18 protein-coding genes and 1 tRNA gene are annotated in these 23,602 nt (G+C 38.5%); 5 read left to right on the top strand and 14 right to left on the bottom strand.

The annotated features are described in order from the left end of the window. Positions 1-21: 21 nt before the first annotated feature. The 4 genes from FJR38_RS10100 to FJR38_RS10085 all read right to left on the bottom strand — a co-directional run bounded on the left by FJR38_RS10100 (position 22) and on the right by FJR38_RS10085 (position 5,273). Positions 22-1,395: a hypothetical protein gene (locus FJR38_RS10100; RefSeq protein WP_168536797.1), complete on the bottom strand. Its 1,374-nt coding sequence runs from the start codon at positions 1,393-1,395 to the stop codon at positions 22-24. Between the two features lie 146 nt (positions 1,396-1,541). Next, entirely contained in the window at positions 1,542-3,041 is a 1,500-nt protein-coding gene (locus tag FJR38_RS10095) for an Ig-like domain-containing protein (RefSeq protein WP_168498036.1), read from the bottom strand. A 27-nt stretch (positions 3,042-3,068) separates the two neighbouring features. Continuing rightward, a complete protein-coding gene (locus FJR38_RS10090; protein WP_168498033.1) occupies positions 3,069-3,833 on the bottom strand; it encodes a TIGR03943 family protein in 765 nt (254 codons plus the stop codon). 387 nt (positions 3,834-4,220) lie between these two features. After that, complete coding sequence (locus FJR38_RS10085; protein WP_168536795.1) at positions 4,221-5,273, bottom strand: permease; 1,053 nt, start codon at positions 5,271-5,273, stop codon at positions 4,221-4,223. A gap of 368 nt (positions 5,274-5,641) precedes the next feature. On the opposite strand from FJR38_RS10085, the gene FJR38_RS10080 reads away from it, so the two are divergent. Then, positions 5,642-7,003 (top strand): ATP-binding protein, encoded by a 1,362-nt coding sequence (locus tag FJR38_RS10080; RefSeq protein WP_168536793.1) that lies wholly within the window; start codon positions 5,642-5,644, stop codon positions 7,001-7,003. Positions 7,004-7,139: 136 nt separating this feature from the next. Here the strand turns inward: FJR38_RS10080 and FJR38_RS10075 are convergent, their stop codons facing one another. The 4 genes from FJR38_RS10075 to FJR38_RS10060 form a co-directional block, all read right to left on the bottom strand. Beyond that, entirely contained in the window at positions 7,140-8,108 is a 969-nt protein-coding gene (locus FJR38_RS10075; RefSeq protein WP_168498027.1) for a DUF362 domain-containing protein, read from the bottom strand. A 40-nt stretch (positions 8,109-8,148) separates the two neighbouring features. Beyond that, positions 8,149-8,598 (bottom strand): DUF29 domain-containing protein, encoded by a 450-nt coding sequence (locus tag FJR38_RS10070; RefSeq protein WP_168498025.1) that lies wholly within the window; start codon positions 8,596-8,598, stop codon positions 8,149-8,151. Between the two features lie 83 nt (positions 8,599-8,681). Further along, on the bottom strand, positions 8,682-10,091 hold the full coding sequence (locus FJR38_RS10065) for an aspartate ammonia-lyase (protein ID WP_168536791.1): 1,410 nt from the start codon (positions 10,089-10,091) through the stop codon (positions 8,682-8,684). A 57-nt stretch (positions 10,092-10,148) separates the two neighbouring features. Next, a complete protein-coding gene (locus FJR38_RS10060) occupies positions 10,149-11,336 on the bottom strand; it encodes an SLC45 family MFS transporter (RefSeq protein WP_168498021.1) in 1,188 nt (395 codons plus the stop codon). 376 nt (positions 11,337-11,712) lie between these two features. Between FJR38_RS10060 and FJR38_RS10055 the strand changes: the two genes are divergently transcribed. Both FJR38_RS10055 and FJR38_RS10050 read left to right on the top strand, forming a co-directional pair. Continuing rightward, a complete protein-coding gene (locus FJR38_RS10055) occupies positions 11,713-13,611 on the top strand; it encodes a GAF domain-containing protein (protein ID WP_168498020.1) in 1,899 nt (632 codons plus the stop codon). A gap of 50 nt (positions 13,612-13,661) precedes the next feature. After that, positions 13,662-13,733, top strand: a tRNA-Lys gene (locus FJR38_RS10050). Positions 13,734-14,297: 564 nt separating this feature from the next. Here FJR38_RS10050 and FJR38_RS10045 read toward each other — a convergent pair. From FJR38_RS10045 to bchL, 4 genes are all read right to left on the bottom strand, one after another. Next, a complete protein-coding gene (locus FJR38_RS10045) occupies positions 14,298-14,603 on the bottom strand; it encodes an SH3 domain-containing protein (protein ID WP_168498892.1) in 306 nt (101 codons plus the stop codon). A 131-nt stretch (positions 14,604-14,734) separates the two neighbouring features. Further along, positions 14,735-16,138 (bottom strand): ferredoxin:protochlorophyllide reductase (ATP-dependent) subunit N, encoded by a 1,404-nt coding sequence (locus tag FJR38_RS10040; protein WP_168536789.1) that lies wholly within the window; start codon positions 16,136-16,138, stop codon positions 14,735-14,737. Between the two features lie 175 nt (positions 16,139-16,313). Then, positions 16,314-17,177: a DUF5331 domain-containing protein gene (locus FJR38_RS10035; protein ID WP_168536787.1), complete on the bottom strand. Its 864-nt coding sequence runs from the start codon at positions 17,175-17,177 to the stop codon at positions 16,314-16,316. Between the two features lie 26 nt (positions 17,178-17,203). Further along, positions 17,204-18,070: a ferredoxin:protochlorophyllide reductase (ATP-dependent) iron-sulfur ATP-binding protein gene (gene bchL / locus FJR38_RS10030; RefSeq protein ID WP_168508042.1), complete on the bottom strand. Its 867-nt coding sequence runs from the start codon at positions 18,068-18,070 to the stop codon at positions 17,204-17,206. Positions 18,071-18,748: 678 nt separating this feature from the next. Here bchL and FJR38_RS10025 point away from each other — a divergent pair. Next, complete coding sequence (locus FJR38_RS10025) at positions 18,749-18,997, top strand: TIGR02450 family Trp-rich protein (RefSeq protein ID WP_168498884.1); 249 nt, start codon at positions 18,749-18,751, stop codon at positions 18,995-18,997. Positions 18,998-19,031: 34 nt separating this feature from the next. Here the strand turns inward: FJR38_RS10025 and FJR38_RS10020 are convergent, their stop codons facing one another. Both FJR38_RS10020 and FJR38_RS10015 read right to left on the bottom strand, forming a co-directional pair. Next, entirely contained in the window at positions 19,032-20,738 is a 1,707-nt protein-coding gene (locus tag FJR38_RS10020; RefSeq protein WP_168498882.1) for an ATP-binding protein, read from the bottom strand. 174 nt (positions 20,739-20,912) lie between these two features. Next, positions 20,913-21,149 carry a hypothetical protein gene (locus tag FJR38_RS10015; RefSeq protein WP_168498880.1) on the bottom strand — a complete coding sequence of 79 codons (237 nt, stop codon included), beginning with the start codon at positions 21,147-21,149 and terminating at the stop codon, positions 20,913-20,915. Positions 21,150-21,515: 366 nt separating this feature from the next. On the opposite strand from FJR38_RS10015, the gene lepA reads away from it, so the two are divergent. Continuing rightward, complete coding sequence (gene lepA / locus FJR38_RS10010) at positions 21,516-23,327, top strand: translation elongation factor 4 (RefSeq protein ID WP_168498878.1); 1,812 nt, start codon at positions 21,516-21,518, stop codon at positions 23,325-23,327. The last annotated feature ends 275 nt before the right edge of the window (positions 23,328-23,602 follow it).

Below are 23,602 nucleotides of genomic sequence, written 5' to 3'. Positions count from 1 at the left end.
GCCATACTCCTAGACCAACCCCTACTTCGCTGGAGGTCGAAAATTTGGTAGTTCTACAGATGCTAAAGACTTACGTCCCTTGGGTGGTCGTTGTGGATAAATTAATGGCGAAGGGGATTTAGGATCAGATTTGTTGTCATCTAATAATTCAGACAAACTATCATTAGTTGGTAAATTTGATTCTGTAGTAGATGAAACATCTAACCAATAATCTTCCATTTCTATATTTATTTGAGGATTTACGGAAGTAGAAATAATTGACAAATCCTCTTTTTCAGGATTATCAGTTATAGCATAAGCATCAATTTCTATGTGTGAATTTTGGGGGATTATTATTTCTGTTTGTTTATTATCCTCAGCAGGAGATACTAAAGTTTTCAAGACTAATGTATCAGCTTGATTAATATTTACCTCAGTTTCTGTCTCCTGGGGGTCTGCTGGAGTAGATGGTAGAGCAAAAAACTGATGAATTATACCTTCTAATTGCTGGTCTAGGGATGATGGTTCAGAACTATCTACAGTTGTTAATTGAATTGTTGACTCATTAACTTGTGCTGGTGGAGAAATGGATGGTTCTGAATGATAAGTACAATTTTCCGAAGATGTGACTGTAGGCTTAACCCAAGAATTATGTACAGATTCACTCAGAGCATCTCCTTCTACTGACCAAGGTCGAATAGGTTGGGCGTTAGGAAACAAAGACCGGGCTTTTCTAGAGAATCTTGTATGTTTATGGATGACATCATCAGGATGATGAATATGATCCTCTAAATTTTCATGGTTGGGAATTGGTGTATCTAGACATTTTTCTAGAGCCGCTTTAAATTGCAGCGTCTGTCGTTGTTGGCGCATAAGTCTAGTCCGCAACTCACGACAAGTATTTTCAGAGTGTAATAGCTGCTGAGACTCTTCAGTATAATTAGTTTGTAAAAGAGAACATTCTCTTTCCAAATGAGCTAAACGTTGTTGGCTAATTTGCAAATGGGCTTTATAAGTTTCTATGGATATTTCTTGCTGTTGAACTGTTTGTGTAGAAGCTTCTAACTGATGATATAGAGACTGAATTTGCTCTTGGGCGGCACAAAGGTCTTGACTTTGTTGATTAAACATGGACTCTGTAACACTAGATCGTGTTTTTTGCCACTGCAAAATTTTTTCCGCTTCAGCTAATTCAGTTTTTAACTGCTCTACTTGAGTAAATAAATCATTATTAGCTGTACGTAATTCTGTATTTAACTGTAATAGCTGCTGAAATTCTAAATTGACCTGTGCTTGTTGATCAATATCAGGTTCTGCAATCCAGTCTTGTTGGTTGCTGTCTTCCAATTTTTCCATAACTACGGCTTCATAGTGATGATCTGTAGCTGGTTGATAGCGTAGCGTGGCGTTAGCCATAAAAGAGGTAAATTTGTCACGGTCATATTGTCATTATCCACAAATACGTAACCGTTATCATTTATTTACACATTGTCAATTAATTAGTGTATTCATTCAGCAAACCCTAATTAATTGTCAATTATCAATTGTCAATTGTCAATTAATTAGGGTAGCCACTGGGGATGAAAGCCGACTAAAGGGAGTTGCTCTGGTTTAATGTCAATATTTGTACTATCAGCGATCGGTAGCAAGGGCATCAACCAGAGACTACTAGTAGAAATCGGTTCACCATCATCAGTTTTTAAAGTGTTTGCTGGTAATTGTGTCATGTTATTAGCAATGGGAACTACTTGGTCGAATAAGAAGCCTAAACCGTCGGGTGCTAAACTGGTTTGGACATTGCGTTGAGCAGGAGGTAAGAGTAGCAGTGGTTTTTGCGTTCCTGTTTTCAAGTCAATAGAGACTAAATAAGGTTGTTCTACAAATTGTTCTTTAGAAAGAAGTTGTGTGATTAAGCAATAGACGGTAGGGGAAGCTGGATCAAACTGACAACTGAGGATTGAGCCTGTAGTCTTTAATAATTGTTTTTGTACGCCTTGGTTGGTGACTAAAAACAAATCTCGCGTATAGTCAGTATTAAATTTGACCATTGCTGCTTGTGAACCGTCTTTAGAAAAGGCTTGGACTAAGCCAAATTGGGGGAGAAAATCTAGAGGTTTGCTGCTATCACCTTCTAGAGAGACAATTGCTGTTCCTTGACCTTGAGACACAGCTACGGCTTTGCTATCGGGTGTAATCAGAAAATCTCCACCTGGTTGGCCTTGTAAGCGTTTGGGGGTCGGTTTTTCGGCAGAAATATCATTGCTGGTTGCTAAGTACCATAGAGCAAAGTCACCAGGATTATCTCGTTTACCTCTTTGAATAACAATGGTTTGGCCATCGGCTGAGAGGTCAAATTTGAGGTTTTGATATTCTTTGTTATCTAAAATCAGGTCTACTTTACCTGCTACTTCTGTTTCTTCACCAACTTGACTCTTGATACCTGTGGTGACAGTATATAGTTGGGCTGAAAGGAGGTCAGGATTGTTAGAAGAACGAGCAGAGAATACTATTTTTTCACCATTTGGGAATGGTTCAAAATCCATAACAATTAAGTCTTTAGGGGTAAGAACTTTTTTTTGTTCTTGGGTTAAGTTATAAAGTACCAACTGCCCTTGGACTTCTGGACTAGCACCAATATAAAGAATGACGCGGTTGCGGGTGGTAAAGCTACCTGTAAAAGGCTGCATCACCCGGTTTTGTCCTTCTGCTTGGGAGTATTTATCTCGACCTTTTTCTAGTTTAACTTGGTAATTTGTGCCGTAAGGGGCTGGTGTGAGGAGTGTATACACCATTCTTCTTCCTGCCCAACTGAATTTACCAGCTAGAGGGGGATTGATTGTTAAATTCTCCTCGATGCTTTTGTACTCCATTGGCCGACTAAAGGTGAGGGAGAAGGAGAGATCATCTGCGCCGATTTGTTGATTTTCCCAGGTAAAGGTGCGGACAATCGGTTTGACTGCATCACCTTGCCAAATGATCACCCCGATTAGCACGCTGATGAGGAGCATGAAGGCGATCGCCACCCGATCTAATGGTTGAATAAATTTAGAGGATTTGCTCATGTATGTTAGTTGCCAGTTGATTACTGACTAATAACTGTAAGGATTTTGAGGTTGAGGAATTTTTTTGAGGGTGTTAGCTTTGATTGTCAGTTGGCGTTTTTCGGCTACGGTTTGTGTTGTCATTTGTCCTTCTATTTCTAACCACGTATCCTGTGGGTACTGTTGACGTGATTCAGGTATTTGGACTGGTAATCCTACAGGATAGGCATCTGCGGCACAACAACTGAGGACAAATCGGGCTAACAATATATATTCTTCACCAACATTAGGGGGATGAATCACAAATCCCTGCACTTTTACTTTTTGTCCTGTGTATGCGTCTGGTTCAGGATAGACGTTAAGTGTTCTTACCCAGTCTACGAGCGATCGCTCCTCTGGCCGCATTGTCGCCCGAAATGCTTGGGGTTGGGCGCGACTTGTACCAGTTAATTCTGTAATTCCCCGTTCTAGTGCTTTTTCACTAGCAAAGACACGAGGTGTAATCATTAATCCTAAAATTGCAGTTGTCAGTAGTAGAAAACTGCCCCAACCAGGAGGAAATAAACTCATGTGGGAAGCATTAGGTATTTCCGGACGGCGACGGTGTTTCAACAGTTGTAACCCCTTGGAAAAACCGATAATTAATAAAGCTATTCCCGCTAAAATTACTAACCAAAAGAAATCAGGGTGAATCAACAAGTAGAGTTTACCTGTCAGCCAGTATTTCAGCATTAGAATACCCCAAGCTGTAATAGCTACCACGTCTAGCCAAGGAATAAATTTATTTGGGGGTTTAGTTTGGGAATTTAGCATTGAAGTTATTTAAGTATCACAGGTGACGGGTGATTGGTGACAGGTGAAGGGTGATTGGTGAAAGATAGAATATTTATTGTCTATCACCAATGACTTTCCTATATTCCCACTTTACGAGGATTTAAACCCTATACCCCACACCCCACATTTCACTAATGCAATAAGCAAGTAAACCAAAAATCTAAAGAGAGAAATCTTGATATATACAGCAGATTGCAGATCAATGAGGTACAAAATCTAGATTGCAACCTATATACAAAACCAGTTTTATTTTTGACTCCTGTACGGGCGAGGCATTCGGACGACTAATTATCAATTTTTGTCCAAGGCTATTTTCCGAATGCTTCGCGCCTACGACTCCTGCTAAAAATGGGTGGGCATCAATATTTAGATCACGTGCAGATTCATGATTAAGGTGAATAAGAATGTCAATTGCCCGGCCAAGATAAAAAGATAGATGAGGGCTTTCGGTTTGAAAATTGATAACATCAAACCAATGCCTTTAATATCAATCATGGGTCCAAATACTAGAAATGCTAATAATGACCCACTGGTAAAGCTTGAAGCAAAGGATAGGGCAAAAAAGGCATCAACTGTAGAGCATATTGATACGACTGTTGCTAATACTAGCATGGCTAAAATTGAAGTGATCGGTCCTGCACCAAGACTGAGAATTAGTTCTCTAGGAGCTAAAACTTGAATAGCGGCGGCTATGGCGCTGCCTATGACCATTACTCCTCCTAATTCCCGCAATTCTTGAATGATGTTATCTAAAAGGGAACGGAGTTTCTCTGGTAATGGCTTACCGACATTAGAAATTGCTGCTAATTCATCATAACTATCATCTATGCGTTTTGGCGAGCCTGCTTTGCCACCGAGTATATACGTTCCTGATTGCAATAAACTGGATGTAGTAGTTTGGGGTTGTAGTTGAGATTGTCTTCCCTGGCGTTGTGTTTTCGGCTGGACGGGGGGGTTAAACTTGAGATAGCGAGCGATCGCTGGTTGCAGAAAAGGCACTAAGTCTGATTGAAAACTGAAGATAAAACCAATAGTTGTAGCAATAATCAGAGAAAATACTATTCTTAACACTACTATTTCTGGCTGATCGCGGAATGCAGACCAAGTTGACCAAATTACAATTGGGTTAATTGTCGGTGCTGCTAATAAAAAGCCGATTGCAACCGGTGTGGGTACTCCCTGCATCAATAACCGCCTGGCTACAGGCACATTACCGCACTCACAAACTGGAAACAAAAAACCGATCATGCTGCCACATAAAGCACCCAATAGGGGATGTCTGGGCATTTTCTCAATCAATTTGCGTTCATCAATAAAGAGTAGTAGCACACTAGATAAAAATACACCCAGCAGCAAAAAGGGCATCGCCTCAACTAGTAGACTGAGAAATATTGTAAAACCATTGTTCAGTTGATTCATGGGCGTTGCAGTCAACAGCGGTTCTGAGTTTTAGGGTTTTGTTTTGTCATAAGACCTCGCGGTAAGTGGGAAACGAGCGTATCTTTAGACCTGAGAGGGATAATTCGACATTCTATCTAAATGGGGATCATTCATGATTCATGGGATTGCTAAAATTTAACCTCATTATAGTTAGGGAATTATAACAATCCTCAATGATTTGTGAGAAAATCTCTTGCTTCTTACCTTCCACCTGTAAATTTATAACTTAGGTAAGAGGACTACATAGGTTATAAAATTAATGATTGATGCAGTTATTTTTAAATTCCTGATTTTTGAGGAAGCTTGAAAGCATTAATAACTGCTTATATATTTTTTTGGTGTTTCTGGTGTCACAAGAGTTAAATTCTCAAATTTCATCACTATTGTTGTCTGTCGGGAGCAATCATGCTCTTAATTTAGAATCCAATCTCCAAGAACTACCAATGTACACTTTTGAGGTGGAGATTGGTTGTATTGTCCAAGAATTTGCAAAATTTTTGGATCAATATCCGTTACTACCAGGAGTAATCTTACTAGAACATGGTCGCTATATAGGGATGATATCTAGAAGAAGACTATTAGAATTTTTAATTCGTCCTTATGGGCAAGAGATATTTTTTAAAGAATCTTTAAGGGTTATTTATAGTTATGCACGGGTAGAAATTTTACTATTACCGGAGACAACACCTATATTAACAGCTATGCAACATAGTTTACAGCGATCGCCTGAACTTTTAGCTGAACCAATTGTTGTGCAAACAGCAGATAATACCTATAAATTATTAGCTATAGAAGCATTAAATTTCGCTGCTTGGCAAATTCAAACTATAGCGAATCAAATACGCTACGAAAGCAGTCAAGCTAAAATGATTCAAAATGATAAAATGGCGAACTTAGGACGCTTAGTAGATGGAGTCGTTCATGAAATTCTTGATCCTGTAAGTTTTATTTGGGGTAATTTAACTTATGTGACTAGCTATACTCAGGATTTATTGAAACTCATCAATGCCTATGATCAAAACTTAACTCATAGTTCTACAGAAATAAATACACTCAAATCGGAAATAGAATTTGATTTTCTAGAACAAGATTTATCAAGTACATTAAATAGCATTCGCAGTGGTGCAGAAAGATTAAAAAAGCTAGTTACTAGTTTACAAAATTTCTGTCATATTGACGAAGTTCATCCGAAACCTGTAGACTTACACGCTTGTTTAGATAGTACAATTTTGTTAATTAATACTCGCATTAAAGGAGAAATAGAGATTATTAAAAATTATGGTAATCTGCCACCAGTCTACTGTTTTATGAGTCAATTAAATCAGGTATTTATAAATATATTAAGTCAAACCGTCAATGTTTTACTAAATACCTCTTTATCATCTAATCAATATAATTCTCATAGTTTAAATCCCCAGCAAAAATCCAGAATTGAGATTACAACCCAAGTAGTTTCTCAACCAGCTACCAATTCCCACGCACCTGATTCTCGTTGGGTTTCTATTCGCATTACTGACAACGGACCAGGAATATCTCCAGAATTACAAAAGCGAATTTTAGAATCTTTTTCTTCAGAAAAAATGGCTGACAAAGAAACCAGTTTAGGGATGAGTTATCGAATTATCACCTCTAAACATGGCGGAAAATTTCATTTTCGTTCTCAATTAAATATTGGCACTGATATTGAAATTTTATTACCTTTAGTTTGATTCGTAGGGGCGAAGCATTCGGGCGATAATTTATCGGTTTTTTCCCAAATTTATTTTCCGAATGCTGATGCTTTCAGCCCCCGTTAGGGATACGCCCTTACAGGAGTCAGGAAGAAGAAAATTACCCAATCCCCAATTACTTAATATAAGCACTCATTGGTTCTTTGATAAATCGGATGTAAAGATGCCTAAAAGTAGACTTAATGACACGAGGCATGGCAAAATCTATAGGCATTAACTTTTCAGGTAATTGCCAATCGTTAATTTGTAGTAAATCAGGTGATAAATTAGGAAAATTGATATCACTTAATTCTGGACATATTCCTAATCTTTGAGAAGCTGCAACAGTAGGAACTTGTGCAGGTGCAACTTGGAGAACCTCTAACATTGCTCTATCTAAAGCAAATACATTTGTAGAAGCTGCTAAAATTTCTAAATTCCGAGGTTCTCCCCCACTTGGTCCATTACCTTCATGACCAATAATTCCATCTAAAATTGTTAAAGTTGGATTAATTGCTCTGGCAGTTTCTACCAACATTTCTCCAAATTTGTCAGCATCTTTACCTGCTTCCATGTGCCACCAAGCTTTCATTTTTCCAGGAACACAACCAAAGAGATTTTTTACGCCCAAAGTTAGAGTCAATTGCATATGAGATTTAACTTTGGGAAGATTAATAATCACGTCTGCTTCCATTGCTTCTTTCGATAAAAGCAGATGATTAAAATTGTCGTTGACAGTTTGATAACGTTTACCGTGAAATTCCACAAGTGGTAATTTTAGTTCTTCTAAAATTGGTAATAAACCATTAGCTATTGCCACACCTTTAGCACTTCCAAAAGCGGGACTATCTCCTAAAAATGGGTTTCCACCAACTGCAATTACCATTTCGGCAACAGCACGAACTAATTCTGGACGAGTGGTACATTCTTTAGTAGGACGAGAACCTGTAAGGAGGTTAGGTTTGAGTAAAACGCGATCGCCTGGTTTGACAAAAGCAGCCATGCCTCCTAAAGGTTCTAGCAGCGTTTCCAAGGATTCTTTTAAAGCGTCTTGTTCGTAGGATTTAGCCCGAATTAGACTAACAGATGGTTGTTGTATTTGCATGGGGAATAATTGCGTTATTATATAATAATATAAAGGAAATTTAATGGAAAAACCATTCGATATCCAGTAATTGCTCAAGAGAGTAAGGGCATTCTGGGGGAAAATTCACAGAGTTTTGAGTTTTAATTTTCACAAATCCTAACGCATCTTTGTAAATAGAATCTAATTCTGATGCTAAATAATTGCGAAGATTAGTTGTAATTCTTCGATTTAATTGAGTTCTAAAAGTATAAATTTCTCCTTGCCAATGAACTGAATTATTCTCGGATTCACTTGTCCAATATTGAAGTAGTAATAAATGACGGATAATCTGTTCTAAAAGGCTGACTACAGCATTTTTATCTCTTCTTCCCAAATCCTCTAACTCCTCAATTAAATTCTCTAAATCTAATTCTTGAAATTGGTGTTCTTTAAGTAATTTTATAGTTTCTTCTAGCCATTGAGAATCATCAATTTCGTAAAGTTGTTTTAAATTAGTAATTCTTTTCATGACTCTGACCTAGTGAGAGTGTTCTAATTATATAGTAATCCTTTCAGATCCCCGAATTCCTTCAGAAGTCGAGGACCTTGTATTTATGTTAAAGGCACGATCGCACTCATTTGATCTAAATCTAGCACAGTGGCTAATTCTGCTTCTGTCATTAAACCTTTTTCAAGAACTATTTGCCGTAGAGATTTACCAGTTTCTAAAGATTCTTTAGCCACAGCCGCAGCATTCAAATAACCAATGTGAGGATTTAAGGCGGTGACTAATGCTAAACTGCCTTCAGCATAGGCTAAACATCTTTCTTTGTTAGCAGTAATTCCTTGAATACAGCTTGTAGTTAAAGCCGAAATTGTATTACCTAAAATCTCAATGCTGTGAATTAAATTATAGGCAATGAGGGGCATCATCACATTTAATTCTAATTGTCCCGCTTGAGCAGCAAAAGCGATCGCATTATCATATCCCATTACCTGAAAACATACCATTGATGTCATCTCTGCCATAACTGGATTATATTTTCCGGGCATAATTGAAGAACCAGGTTGTACAGGAGGAAGTTGAATTTCCTTAAATCCGGTTTTGGGTCCTGAATCCATTAATCGCAAATCATGAGATATTTTGACTAAATCCTGGGCTAAATTCCGCAAAGCCCCGGAAACATTCACAAAAGCCCCCATACTTTGCATAGCAGCCATTAAATGGGGTGCAGGTTCTAGGGGAAATTCCAATAATTGCGAGAGGATATCTACAACTCTTTGACGATATTCCGGGTGGGTATTCATTCCTGTTCCCGCAGCACTACCACCTAAACCCAATACCATCAAATCCCCTGAAGCAATGTAAAGCCGGTTTTGATGTTCTGAGAGAATTTGCGCCCAAGCAGCGAAATTATCACCTAATCGCACTGGTACAGCGTCTTGGAGGTGGGTTCTCCCAGATTTGACGATATCTTGAAATTCTGTGGCTTTGGCTGCTAAGGCGGAAATGGCCTGTTCTAAGGCTGGGTGCAAAGTGCGAGAAAGTGCCAATAATCCACCAATGCGGATAGCTGTAGGGATGACATCATTGGTAGACTGTCCGTAGTTTACATGATCGTTGGGACTAACGACTTTGTAATTACCTTTTTGATCACCGAGAATTTCTAAAGCGCGATTTGCGAGAACTTCGTTAATATTCATGTGGTGTGAAGTTCCCGCACCGGCTTGATAAACATCAACGACAAATTGATCCCGTAATTTACCTGCTAAGATTTCATCAGTTGCTTGAATGATGGCTGTGCTGATATTTCCGGGTATACAATCCAATTCTCCATTCACAATAGCGGTGGCTTTTTTAATATATAAACAAGCATCTATATAAGTTGGTAAAGGTTTAATACCGCTAATGGGGAAATTTTCGATAGCCCTTTGGGTTTGAATACCATAATAAACGTTATTGGCAATTTGGCGATCGCCCATTGAGTCTTTTTCAATGCGAAAATCTGTATTGTTAGTCATGATTACTTATGAAGGGAACAGGGAACAGGGAACAGGGAACAGGCAAAAAATTTGTTTTTAACTCAATTTAAGATTGCTATATTTCCCACTTATTATAATACACACACTAGCCAGCAAAAATGCCAATATACTGCTAATTCCAGCTACTACAGATGTGATTGTTGGTGGAAATACAAAGACAAATAGACTCATAGCTAAGGAAAATCCCCCAAAATACATCCCAATTCCTAAACCTACCCACCGTTGAGGCATTAATTCTAAAATAAAGGGAATTGCCCCGTTTATAATTAAGCTAAATCCGGCTGCTGTCAATAATATAATTAGGAAATGTGCGCCTAGATTTAACATGAATATTATGGACAAAATAGTTGCACAAATACCGATTAATATTGCTTGACGATTCCCAATTTTGACAGCGAAAAATCCCGCAGGTAAGGCAGCAAAAGCTATAATTAAGCCAATGCCTAACATGATTACACTAATATCATTTGTCTGTAATTGGGTTTTGAGTGTTTTACTAATAGTATCCATGAGTAGTCGAGAACCCCAAGCTACACTAAAACCTGTTCCTAAAATTAAAGATAATTTGGTAATTGATATTTTTGGTATTGCTAATTTGTCTGGATTTTCAGGGATTTCGGGAGGATGAAAAAACCGTAAGGTAAAAGCAGCAGCTAAAAGTACAAAGGAAGCTATAGAAAAAGCAAAAATAGGACTTAAACTTAAAATAAATGTATTCGCAATTCCCCGAAAAGCCCCAATTATTCCCCCAGCTAAAGTTAGAAAACTGGCGGCTTTTGGTAACTCTTTGGGGATAGCATATCTGCCTAATAAGGATATTGCTGGAGAACGAAAAATTGTCATTGCTAATGCCCAAGCTACCAAAGTTAATGGTAAAATTCCTCTAATTACTTCTGTTGGGGGAATGAAAGTAACAATGCAGGGGATAACAATAAATAAGGTTGATGCTAATATTACACCTGCGGAAATGAAGGGAAAACGACTTCCTACCCAGCGAATAGCTTGATCTGAAAGTCCCCCCATAAGTGGTTCTAATACCACACTCAGGGCATTTTCTAACACCAATAAACCAATTGCTAAGGATGCAGGAAATCCAAATTGAGTTAAAAGTTGGGGTAAATATAGATTATAAACTAACCAAGTTAGGGTAATTGCCCCTTGCACCCCTGCTAAAACCCAAACTTGTACCCATAAAATCCTGGGTTGAGGTTTTGAGATATTCATAAATTAGATCGGAAAATTCTTTAAATTATCATTTTCCCAAGTTATGGGTTGATGATTTGGGAAATAAATATTTGTAGTATAGGCTTTTTATGTCTCGGATGATATGCAGATTCATAAAGATTTAGGATTAATTTTGAACAATGTAGTAAAATGATGGTATGGAATTAGCTGTAACTTAAAGTACCTGTTCACAAACCGTCACAAGGGTTGTTATCAGCAATACACAATATTTGGTATGCTCACCCATACTAACGTCAGTTTTGAGTTAGGGGATAGGTAATAGGCAGATGGGAAGATCAGTAATGAGTAATATATTCTTTCCAATTACCTCTTCCCCAATCACCAATTATCCATTACCTGTTTCTTAATCTGTTGCATGAATCTAAATCAAATTGAATCCATCCCAGAATGGACACAATCACCATCTCCATCCATATTCCGTAAGATAGAAGAATATGAACAAAGTCATAATCATCAACAATTTCTGAGGATAGAAACGGAAGGCTATCGGTTACTAGAATCAATTTCTCATCGGATTCGCCAAAGTCAAGATATAGCAACAATTCTTCAAAAGACAGTTAAGGAAGTCCGAAATTTCCTCGATTGCGATCGCGTACTTATCTATCGCTTTGAGACTGATAATACAGGTATATTTATAGCCGAATCAACTATTACTGCTGGTATTTCCCTTTTAGGGCAAAATATGAATAATACCTGCTTTGATCAAGAATATCAAGAATATTATCAACAGGGTTCTGTTCACATTATAGAAGATATTAATTCCACAGGGTTACATCCTTGTCAACGAGATTTTTTAGCATCAATAGAAGTGCGAGCAAATCTCGTTATCCCTATTTTATTAAAACAAGATTTATGGGGTTTATTAATAACTCAACATTGTCGAGGAACTCGGCAATGGCAACAGCAAGAAATTGACATTCTCCAATGTATATCTATGCAATTTGGCATGGCTACCCAGCAAACACAATTACAACAGCAGATCCAAAAATTACAAATACAAATAGAGTCAGAAAGACAAGAATACAAAAATAATTTACAGAAAAATCTGAAGTTTCAAGTATTACTGCAACGTATTTTGGAAAAAATCCGGGATAGTCTAGATGCTAAGAAATTATTACCACTTGTGACTCAGGAACTAGCTGATTTATTCCAACTTAATAGTTGTCAAATTGAACTTTATAATCCATCTCTAACTTCCACGACAGTTACTTATGAATACAGTTCTAGTTTACCAACTTCTCAAGGGTTAACTAGAGAAATTGCTGACTTTCCGCAGGTTTATCAATCTTTATTTCAAAAACAAATCTGGCAATCGGTGGAAATTATGCCAGGATATTATTCTAGTTTACAGATGATGAGTCAATTAGCTTGTCCAATTTTTGATGATCAAGGAATTTTGGGTAATATTTGGTTAACTCGACAGACAGAGACAAAATTTGGAGAATTAGAAATATCTTGTTTACGACAAATAGCGAATGAATGTGCGATCGCTATTCGTCAATCTCAACTACAAGCCCAAACCAAAGCCCAGATTAAGGAGATAGAAAAACAAGAACGTCATAAACACGAATTTCTTAAACACCTTTCCCAAGAATTACGGACACCTATTACTAATATTAGTCTTGCGGCTCAAACATTAGAAAGTCTCATGACACCAACAGGAATTTTAGATCCAGAAATAGTCCCCCAATTATTACAAATTCTTCATAATGAATGTGGTAGAGAAAACAAATTACTTAACGATCTTCTCACCTTTGCATATCTCAAAACCCATCCTGAACCACCTACTTTAATTACTATTGACTTCCCCACTTGGTTATTTCCCATTGTTGAATCTTTTCGAGATGTTACCAGTTGTCAACAACAGTATTTACACCTGGATATCCAATCAGAAATTCCAGATTTATCCACAGATATCACCGATTTAGAAAAAATTATTACCTTGTTACTTAACCAAGCTTGTCAATGCACACCCGCGGGTAAATCAATCACAGTGTCCGCTCATCTGAATGCAGAGACAGTAGAATTAAAAATTAGTATTTCCGGTGTGGAGATTCCCCATCATGAACTATCACAAGTTTTTCAGCCATTTTACCGTATCCCCAAACATTCTTCTTGGCAAGCACAGAACACGGGTTTAGAATTAATACTAGTCAAGACCATGGTGCATCGCTTAAATGGATTAATTCATGTTGCCAGTGCTAATAGTCAAATTAGTTTTACCATGCAATTTCCTCTACACCCAGTTTTTTAACTGCAACACTAGCGCCAACGTCAAAAGTCTGATATCATGGCTTTATCAGCGGGTGAGTAGCTCAACGGTAGAGCAGTTGACTCTTAATCAATTGGTTGCGGGTTCGATTCCCTCCTCACCCATTAGCTTTCACCATTTCGTATTTTAGGGATTGCCTAATTCTTGCCTAAAGTCAGGCAATATCCCCATCTTAAAAGCTTATTTTGGCTGGAAAATTGATACAAAATTCTTGACTAAATTTTATAAATTTTTAATTACAAGGGAGTTTAATTCTCCTTTTTTTTAGCAAAACAATCACTCACAAACTATATAGGCATATACTGATATGACAGTATCGCAATATAGACTTAACATGGCTCAACCAACATTTTCCGACTTATTTGACCTTTGCTCAAACAGTCACACCTACTCAAGCGTTGGGAGCAGTCCACCACTTCCTCTAACATACCTCTAAGATACAAGGTTGGTGTTAAAAATAGTCGTTATTGATAATCTTTAGGACTTACGCACTGTACAAATTGACTATGATGTGCATGAACGAAAATCCGTCGTTTCAGGCTTCTGGTGATTAACTTCCGCTCAAAAGCGATCGCTCAAAAAGCATCAAAAAATCACGTTAGAATGCCCGAAACCCATACCTCATATTTGGTTGATCCTGTCAATGCGTAAGTCCTAATCTTATATAATTAGCGATTGTAGCAACTAACAAATTCTCTAAATACCCAACCCCAAACTCTATATTTGCCATTATGATAACCAGATATTTTTGCCCAAGGTCTTCTTTTATTATCATAAATTATTTCAATAATATAAACTTCCTTGCCATTTTTCAATTGATTTATAATTCGACCATTGGGTACATCTCTTACATTCAAAGGAGTACCTGTAGGGTCAGTCACTTTACAAACTTCCTCAGCTTTCGCAGGTGGAATTACAGCATTAACACCACCGAATAAAATTACAGAAACAACCAAATAAGACCACATTCTCATAAATTTTACTCCTTACTTTCAACTTACCAAAATTATAATATCCTTCTTCTTTTCCTCTGCGTCCTCTGCGGTTCGTTATTTCATAAAAAAGGACGAACTAAAAAGTCCGCCCTTAAAATTGCCGAAAAAACTTAAATCTTCGCTTCTTCTCTCACCAACTTATCCCAACCCAAATCCTTCAAATTATTATTCCTTCTTAAAGGACGAGTTACCAACTCCAAAACATCACGCGCATTACCAAAACCGTGAATTTGAGCAAAAGTAAACTCCACAGACCACTTAGTATTAATACCCCGTGCTTCCAAAGGATTAGCATGAGCCATACCAGTAATAACCAAATCAGGTTTCAACTCATAAATCCGTTGAAGTTGATTGTAATTATCAGGCTTTTCTACAATCGTTGGTAGAGGTGAATTCATTTCCCGACAAGTCTTTTCTAACAAAGCCAACTCAGCAGCTTGATAGCGTTTATCCATGTAAGGAATCCCGATTTCCTGAACAGTCATACCGCAGCGAATTAAAAACCGCGCCATAGAAATTTCCAACAGGTTATCACCCATTAAAAACACCGATTTACCGCGAATTAATTTCACATAATCTTCCACACCAGCCCAAATTTGTGCTTCCCGTTCATCTAAACCCTTGGGAGTAATCCCAAACACAGAACAGATTTTTTCAATCCAAGCGCGAGTTCCGTCGGGACCAATGGGGAAAGGTGCGCCTATGAGTTTACACTTACGGCGACGCATTAGGGTTGTAGCAGTGCGGCTCAGAAAAGGATTAACACCAGCAACATAATACCCTTCTTCGATCACAGGTAATTCTGTAAACCGTTTTGCAGGTAGCCAACCAGAAACTTTAATACCTTGCTTTTTCAGTTCTAAGGTTAGTTGGGTAACTACTGGGTCAGGTAAAGAACCAAACAGTACCAAAGGCGGATGATCTACATACTCAGATTCATCTTGGGCGATGTCTTCTTTTTTCTTACCGAAATTCATCAGCTTCTGAATGGCGTTACGCTCGCCTTTTTCAGTTTCCGACACAGGAGACTTTTCAGGACAACGATGAGCCATGGCGGCTAACACAGTGTCCTCTCCTTGGGTAAATGCGTAGTCGAGGCCGTTGGCACGGGCGACAACAATAGGAATACCTAAATCAGCTTCTAATTTAGGTGCTAAACCTTCCAAATCGGTTTTAATAATTTCGGTGGTGCAAGTACCAATCCAGACAATTACACTAGGATTGCGATCGCGTTTAATTTGTTCACATAACCGTTTTAATTCTTCATAATCATTCAACTGTGCAGAAATATCCCCTTCTTCCAACTCTGCCATTGCATAGCGGGGTTCAGCAAAAATCATCACTCCCATAGCATTTTGCAGGAAGTAACCACAGGTTTTTGTGCCAATTACCAAAAAGAAGCTATCTTCAATTTTTTGATATAACCACGCAACGCAACTAATCGGGCAAAAAGTGTGATAATTTCCGGTTTCACATTCAAAATTTAAAGCTTCTGGCTGTTGAGCAACAGTCATATTAATATTCTCCCTTTAATTTTTTTAGCTTGTCAAGCAGATGAGTGGTGATTGGTGATTGGTGACTTGCCCTGAGCGTAGCCGAAGGGTTGGTGATTGGGTTATTTATTTCCCCCTACTTTCTTCCCTGTCACCTGTCACCTGTCACCTATCACCTAAATTCTGCTTTCAACAATTAATTGTTGGGGAAGAGACGAGCCATTTCTGATTCATCAAAAACCTCAGATGGCAGTTCTTCCATTAACAAATCGTTATTTTCGTTACCCCAGATGTCCGAGACTACATCATCAAATCCATTTTCTTCAGATGTACTTAGGGCATCAAATCCACTTTCTTCGGATGTACTTAGAGTATCAAATCCATTTTCTGCCGATAAATTCAGCCCAGTAAAAGCATTTTCATCAATTTCCCCAAAAGCATTTTCGGCTATTTCTCCAAAAGCATTGTCATCTTCTGAAGCGATCGCGTTGAAACCCTGATCATCGCTTTCATCCGTTAAAGACATCGCATCAAAGGAGACTTCACCAAAATCACCTAATGATTCTTCTGACTCATTGGTAATATCTTCATCGGATAAAGAAATTTCCCCAAAGCCGTCATCATCGCTCTCTACAGCCCAAGATTCTTGTGTCTCTTCTCCCAAACCATTGATACTGATATCAGTCACTGGAAAGGATTCCTCTTCAGGTTCAGATACCTCTTCCATTACCACAGCTGGCGGACGGGAATACATCGCTGGTTCTACGGTCGGACTGATACTATTACCCAGGGCAATATCTGGATCAAAATTCAAATCTAGAACTTCAATTAAAGTATCCGCATCTGGATTGAGTTTGGCAAAGGGAAACATTAGCTGGGCTAATTTCGGTTCTAGAGCATTGACTACTCCCAGGATGAGGTAAGAAGACGGTCGTTTACCGCCATCAGGAGTATAAACTGATTCAACGGTCATCTGGAGGGTAATCCATTCACGATTAGCTTGAAAGAATTGCAACCACTTTTGTTTGAGTGAATCGGTAAAACTATCAAAAAAAGCCATATGCCCATCCTGAGAGGTAAAATGTTTTATACAATCATCAAGTCTAGTTCCTCTTCAGCATTTGTGGCTTTAACTTTTACTGGATTGAGATAAAAATCTGACAATAGAGAAAAAAGTTCACGATCAGGAGTGTCGTTTGGTACAACACCTTCTGGTTGTGCCAGAATTTGATCAGCAATATTTAGGTAATAGTCGCAAACGTAGCTCAGGGAAGGATCTGACTCTGCCATTTCAAACAAAGTTTTGCCTTTGACGCGGGAAACGCGGATATCTTCAATCAAAGGCAATACCTCTAAAACTGGCATGGGTACGGCTTCTATATATTTATCAATTAAGTCACGCTTGGAGGTACGATTACCGATTAAGCCGGCTAGACGTAAGGGGTGAGTCCGGGCTTTTTCACGGACGGAAGCGGCAATCCGGTTGGCAGCAAATAAGGCATCAAAGCCATTATCTGTAACAATTAGACAATAATCTGCATAATTTAACGGTGCAGCAAAGCCACCACATACAACGTCACCAAGTACGTCAAATAAAATTACATCATATTCATCAAAAGCATTAAGTTCTTTTAATAATTTGACTGTTTCCCCAACTACATAACCACCACAGCCAGCACCGGCTGGAGGACCACCTGCTTCTACACAATCAACACCGCCGTAGCCTTTGTAAATTACATCTTCTGGCCAAACGTCTTCGTAGTGATAATCTTTTTCTTGCAGTGTGTCAATAATGGTGGGAATCAAAAACCCTGTGAGGGTAAAGGTGCTGTCATGCTTAGGATCACAGCCAATTTGTAATACTTTCTTACCGCGTTTAGCTAGGGCTACAGAGATATTACAACTGGTTGTAGATTTGCCGATTCCACCTTTTCCGTAAACTGCTAATTTCACTTTTGTTACCCTCTTTATAGTTTTTTCACAAACTCTTAGCTCAAACATTTGCCTGCACCTAGTTTGATTCGGCGATGTGTGAGGTATGTGAGTGCCATTATTGTGCAAATCTCTGAGAAAGGAAAGGGGGTGAGAATCTAAAAAATGCTGATATAGGCAGTTTAATAATAAAAATGGAAGCTTTTAGGGTTAAAAACTTTTTAATTATTCTCAAAAGACTTTAAAATCATGATTTAAGTTTTTTTATTCCTTGTTTATATAAAAAGAGTTTCAAAAGACAAAAAAATCAGCCATAGATAAAAATCTATTAGTTACATAGTATTAACTGAGTATAAGCGCCGTTGATGATATTAGATGTTTTTACGGTGTATGCGACGAGCAAAGCCTTGTTACCACTAGGTTAGCAATCAAGACAAGATATTGGGATCACATTAATGAGGAGTTCTGATTAAGTAGTAAGATCGGTATTGAAGTGATTTTCACAAGCGATCGCAGCTATCATCCAAAGCATGACTTCCCAAACAATCAGCATTACTTCTGGATTAGTAAATATTTATTAAATTAGAAAATATCTGATATAAAACTTAACAGGGAATAGGGAATAGGGAACAGGGAACAGGGAACAGGGAACAGGGAAGATAAGAAAGTTCTTAACCAATGACAACTGACAACTGACAAATGCCTAAAAAACAAAAATTTCCTTACTTACTTGCATCTAAATGGACTGCACAGCAAAAAGTTGATGGTTGGCGACATTTTCAGGTTGTTAACCGCAAAAATCAAGGTAAATGGGTATATGCGGAAATGGTAGCAGCTTGCGATCCTCAAGTCCGCTTTTGGTTGAATGCTAAATTATTACAAGACAACTCCCAATGGCAACCAGGATGGCAAACTTTACAGGAAATTCACTCTATCGAAACGAGCTAATTTCAGCAATTGTCAATTATCAATTGTCAATTGTTCATACCATCAATGGTTGTTGATATAGTGGCACAGTAAAAGTTACAGTTGAACCAAGTCCTTCACCGAGACTATAGAAATGGACTTCACCACCCATTGCTTCTATCAGCTTTTGAGATATCGTCAATCCTAAGCCTGTACCACCATAGTGGCGAGTACGAGAGCCATCAATCTGAGAGAATAGTTGAAATAGTTTATCTTGTTTGTCTAGGGAAACACCAATACCTGTATCAGCAACCCGAACCTTGACTATTCCAGGGTGTTTTTTGAGCATTAAATCGGCACTAATGGTAATACCACCTTCATGGGTAAATTTAATGGCATTACCTACCAAATTCAGCATTACTTGTAATAATCTCTTATAATTGCCTTGAACAATAATGTCATCAGAGATTGCCGGCATTTGCATCTGAAAACTGAGATTTTTTGTCTCAGCTTGAGTACGGGTAAAGCTTTCAACATCATCGAATAGTTCTTTGAGGTTGACAGGCGAACAGTCTAACTCCATTTTACCAGCTTCAATTTTGGCAATATCCAAAATGTCATTGAGGATATTTAAAAGATGCAAAGACAATTCATGAGCTTCTGTAATAAACTCATGTTGTTCTTCTGGATCATCTGTCATTCCTTCTAAAATTAGCTTTAAGAAGCCAATCATGCCATTGAGGGGAGTGCGAATTTCGTGAGAGACGTTAGCGAGAAATTCACTTTTTAAGCGGGATGCGTCTTCAGCCTTTTGGCGGGATTCTTCTAGTTCTTTATATAAAGTAGCATGAGCGATCGCTGTTCCTAACTGATCTGCTACTTCTTTAGCTAATTCTAATTCTGCTTGTGTTAAAGGATAGCACTCATTAACAAAACTCAAAGCGGCTAACCCATTTGCCTTATCTTTATAACAAGTAGCAACAACAAGAACTTTGTACTGTAGAGATTGGTTATCACAAGGAACAGCCATAACCACAGGTTCTAAAGTAGCCAATGCTTGAGCAAAAGCTGGCTCAGAAGATATATCTATTTCTGAGCCAAGAATAGAATTTTGTCCTGGTTGATGATACTCAGCAATGATCCGAACTTTGTGACTAGAAGGTTGATAAGGGCAGATAATACAGCGTTCTAGGTTAAGTGTTTTCCCTAAACTATCAACTGTTTGTTGCCAAATAATATCTAAATCTAGAGTCCGGCGAATATTTCTGGTAATTCTGTTTAATAACTTTTGGTGTCGCTGCAATCGCAAAGCTAACTCTAATGCTGTCGGCGGTTTTATAGCCTGATTCACATTTTGAGAGTTAATTTTCGATGGTAACACTCTACCCATTACCAAGACCGTCGTTGTCGGTTGACCACATTGTGGCAGAATTGGCGTAATTGTCAATTCCAACTCTAATAATTCAATATTTGGGCATTTAAACCAACATTTAACCCTTTCCGGCACAGAACTGCTCAAAATCCGGTGTAAATGTTCTAGATAAACAACTTTATCTACTGGAGCAAAGCTATCATTCTCATTGAGTTCATCAACTATTTTCTGGGTATCACAGCCTAAGTATTCGCTGTGCTGCCAATAAAAAGTCAGATAGCGCCCAGAACCATCTTGGGTATATACCAACTCTGCTCCTAGAGGTGGAGATGAGCCATCCGTACTGAGGGTAATAGATTCCAGATTTTGAGGAATTAAGTTCGGCAATTGGGTATTGGCAGTAATAGTCATTAATCGAGTTGGATAGACAAAAGGCTTCCCACCGTGCTTATACTAAAGCTACTTAAATTTTGGCATAAAGTTTTACATCTTTCACACTTTTTAATTGTGGATTTTTGAATTTTCTGGCATTTAAGGCATTAAATTTTACATTTCTTATCATTAGCTGATACTTGTGAAGTAATTCTAATCATTCCACTCACCACGGGGAGGAACAGGTGTGCGTATAGGGGTACGTGTTAACTCATCATCTCTAGTGAAATCACCGCGTAACCATTGACGAATAGCCACCTCAATTACTTTACTGGGATCATTAGTTAGATGTTGAATTTGCTCTATTAATTCAGAATCTAGATGGAGAGCGATTTCCGTTTTTTCAGCGCGTCTATTGTCCGCACTGCTAGAATTTTCTTGCATATTCATTGTTTTAAATACTCTGAAATGGTTTTATTGAAAGCATTGTCAAGCAGTTATGATATTGATTAATTCAACCCATCTCAATTGTAAGCTTCTGGGCAATCAATACCATTGAGCTATAAATAGACTTTACATAATAACCCAAGTTGCTATAGCAGAGAATAGGGAACAGGGGAGCAGGAGAGCAGAGGAGCAGAGGGGCAGGGGAGCAGGGAGCAGGGAGAAATATTAGACAACTGACAACTGACAACTGACAACTGACGACTGACAACTGACAACTGACCAATCCCTTTTGCCTTATTACCTCAGAAAGCATTAAAATACATTAAGTAAATAGCTTTCACTTTGGTTTGCTTTAGGGCAAGTTGATTTATGACTGACGTTCCCGCAGCTCGCATTCGCAATTTTTGTATTATTGCTCACATTGACCACGGGAAATCAACTCTCGCTGATCGTTTACTACAGGCTACTGGTACTGTAGAAGACCGACAGATGAAAGAGCAGTTTCTCGATAACATGGATTTAGAACGGGAGCGCGGCATTACAATTAAGCTGCAAGCTGCCCGGATGAATTATACTGCCAAGGATGGTCAGCAGTATGTTCTCAATTTAATTGATACTCCTGGACACGTGGACTTTTCCTATGAAGTGTCACGCTCTCTTGTTGCTTGTGAAGGAGCATTGTTAGTAGTAGATGCGTCCCAAGGTGTAGAGGCGCAAACTCTAGCAAATGTTTATTTAGCCTTAGAGAGTAATCTAGAAATTATCCCTGTTTTGAATAAAATTGATTTACCAGGAGCAGAACCAGAGCGGGTAATTGGCGAAATTGAAGAAATTATTGGCTTAGATTGTAGTGGAGCAATTTTGGCTTCAGCCAAAGAAGGCATTGGTATTCCTGAGATTTTAGAAACAATTGTCGAACGAGTTCCCCCACCAGCCAATACTATAAATGAGAGTCTTCGGGCGTTAATTTTTGATAGTTACTATGATAGTTACCGGGGTGTAATTGTTTATTTCCGGGTGATGGATGGGACTGTGAAAAAAGGCGATCGCATCTACTTAATGGCATCCGGTAAAGAATATGTCATTGACGAACTAGGCGTACTTTCTCCCACTCAAAAGCAAGTTGAAGAACTTCATGCTGGAGAAGTAGGTTATTTAGGAGCAGCCATTAAAGCCGTAGCAGATGCCAGAGTCGGAGACACCATTACCCTGTGTAAAAACAAAGCTACTGAAGCTTTACCTGGTTACGCAGAAGCCAACCCGATGGTATTTTGTGGGATGTTCCCCATAGATGCAGATCAGTTTGAAGACTTGCGGGAAGCTTTAGAAAAACTGGAACTGAATGATGCAGCCTTACAATATGAACCAGAAACATCTAGCGCCATGGGTTTTGGTTTCCGGTGCGGGTTTTTGGGGTTACTGCACATGGAAATTGTTCAGGAACGCTTAGAGCGTGAGTATAACCTCGATTTAATCATTACCGCCCCCTCGGTGGTTTACAAAGTCGTCACCATCAAAGGTGAAGAACTGTACATTGATAATCCTAGCCGCTTACCCGGACCAAATGAGCGCGACAGAATTGAAGAACCCTATGTCAAAGTAGAAATGATTACTCCCGAAACCTATGTGGGTTCTCTCATGGAGTTGTCACAAAACCGCCGGGGGATCTTCAAAGATATGAAGTATCTCACCCAAGGAAGAACTACACTAACTTATGAGTTACCCTTAGCTGAAGTTGTTACCGACTTTTTTGATCAAATGAAATCCCGTTCTCGCGGTTACGCCAGTATGGAATATCATCTGATTGGCTACCGGGAAAATCCCTTGGTGAAATTGGATATTATGATTAACGGTGATCCAGTGGATTCCTTGGCCATGATCGTCCACAGAGATAAAGCTTACAACGTCGGCAGAGCAATGGCGGAAAAACTCAAAGAACTAATTCCCCGTCATCAGTTCAAAGTCCCCATTCAAGCTTCTATTGGCGCTAAAGTCATCGCTAGTGAACATATCCCCGCAATGCGGAAAGATGTCCTTGCTAAGTGCTACGGTGGAGACATCAGCCGTAAAAAGAAACTTTTACAAAAGCAAGCCAAGGGTAAAAAACGAATGAAGGCTGTAGGGACAGTGGATGTACCTCAAGAGGCTTTTATGGCAGTATTGCGGTTAGATCAAAGCTAATTCCCAAATTGCTATAGAACCTACTTCAACAATTGAGAATTACCTCGCCCTCTAAGATGTAACTGAAAACCTGATTCTTTCGTAGGGGTAATTCATGAATTACCCCTACTTTATTTCTGTTTTGGGTAAGTCCTATATTAGTTTTACTGTATTTTTTCTTAAAATATTAGTTTTACTGTATTGTTTCTTAAAAGTTTACCAAACTTGACAACCTTTGATAAGCTTTATCACAATAAACATTAAAAAAGCTAAAAATTCCTTTAACCAAACTCACA

It is taken from the genome of Anabaena sp. UHCC 0253 (assembly GCF_009712085.1).
Classification (GTDB): Bacteria; Cyanobacteriota; Cyanobacteriia; order Cyanobacteriales; family Nostocaceae; genus Dolichospermum.
Note: the sequence above shows the minus strand (reverse complement) of the source record. Positions and strands in the feature narration are given on the sequence as shown.

Bases quoted from the DNA above. Each gene is read 5' to 3' on its own strand.
- FJR38_RS10060 (WP_168498021.1), bottom strand. From the start codon at position 11,336: ATGAATATCTCAAAACCTCAACCCAGGATTTTATGGGTACAAGTTTGG.
- FJR38_RS10055 (WP_168498020.1), top strand. From the start codon at position 11,713: ATGAATCTAAATCAAATTGAATCCATCCCAGAATGGACACAATCACCA.
- FJR38_RS10040 (WP_168536789.1), bottom strand. From the start codon at position 16,138: ATGACTGTTGCTCAACAGCCAGAAGCTTTAAATTTTGAATGTGAAACC.
- FJR38_RS10095 (WP_168498036.1), bottom strand. From the start codon at position 3,041: ATGAGCAAATCCTCTAAATTTATTCAACCATTAGATCGGGTGGCGATC.
- lepA (WP_168498878.1), top strand. From the start codon at position 21,516: ATGACTGACGTTCCCGCAGCTCGCATTCGCAATTTTTGTATTATTGCT.
- FJR38_RS10075 (WP_168498027.1), bottom strand. From the start codon at position 8,108: ATGCAAATACAACAACCATCTGTTAGTCTAATTCGGGCTAAATCCTAC.
- FJR38_RS10090 (WP_168498033.1), bottom strand. From the start codon at position 3,833: ATGCTAAATTCCCAAACTAAACCCCCAAATAAATTTATTCCTTGGCTA.
- FJR38_RS10025 (WP_168498884.1), top strand. From the start codon at position 18,749: ATGCCTAAAAAACAAAAATTTCCTTACTTACTTGCATCTAAATGGACT.
- FJR38_RS10070 (WP_168498025.1), bottom strand. From the start codon at position 8,598: ATGAAAAGAATTACTAATTTAAAACAACTTTACGAAATTGATGATTCT.
- FJR38_RS10020 (WP_168498882.1), bottom strand. From the start codon at position 20,738: ATGACTATTACTGCCAATACCCAATTGCCGAACTTAATTCCTCAAAAT.
- FJR38_RS10100 (WP_168536797.1), bottom strand. From the start codon at position 1,395: ATGGCTAACGCCACGCTACGCTATCAACCAGCTACAGATCATCACTAT.
- FJR38_RS10085 (WP_168536795.1), bottom strand. From the start codon at position 5,273: ATGAATCAACTGAACAATGGTTTTACAATATTTCTCAGTCTACTAGTT.
- FJR38_RS10045 (WP_168498892.1), bottom strand. From the start codon at position 14,603: ATGAGAATGTGGTCTTATTTGGTTGTTTCTGTAATTTTATTCGGTGGT.
- FJR38_RS10015 (WP_168498880.1), bottom strand. From the start codon at position 21,149: ATGAATATGCAAGAAAATTCTAGCAGTGCGGACAATAGACGCGCTGAA.
- FJR38_RS10065 (WP_168536791.1), bottom strand. From the start codon at position 10,091: ATGACTAACAATACAGATTTTCGCATTGAAAAAGACTCAATGGGCGAT.
- FJR38_RS10035 (WP_168536787.1), bottom strand. From the start codon at position 17,177: ATGGCTTTTTTTGATAGTTTTACCGATTCACTCAAACAAAAGTGGTTG.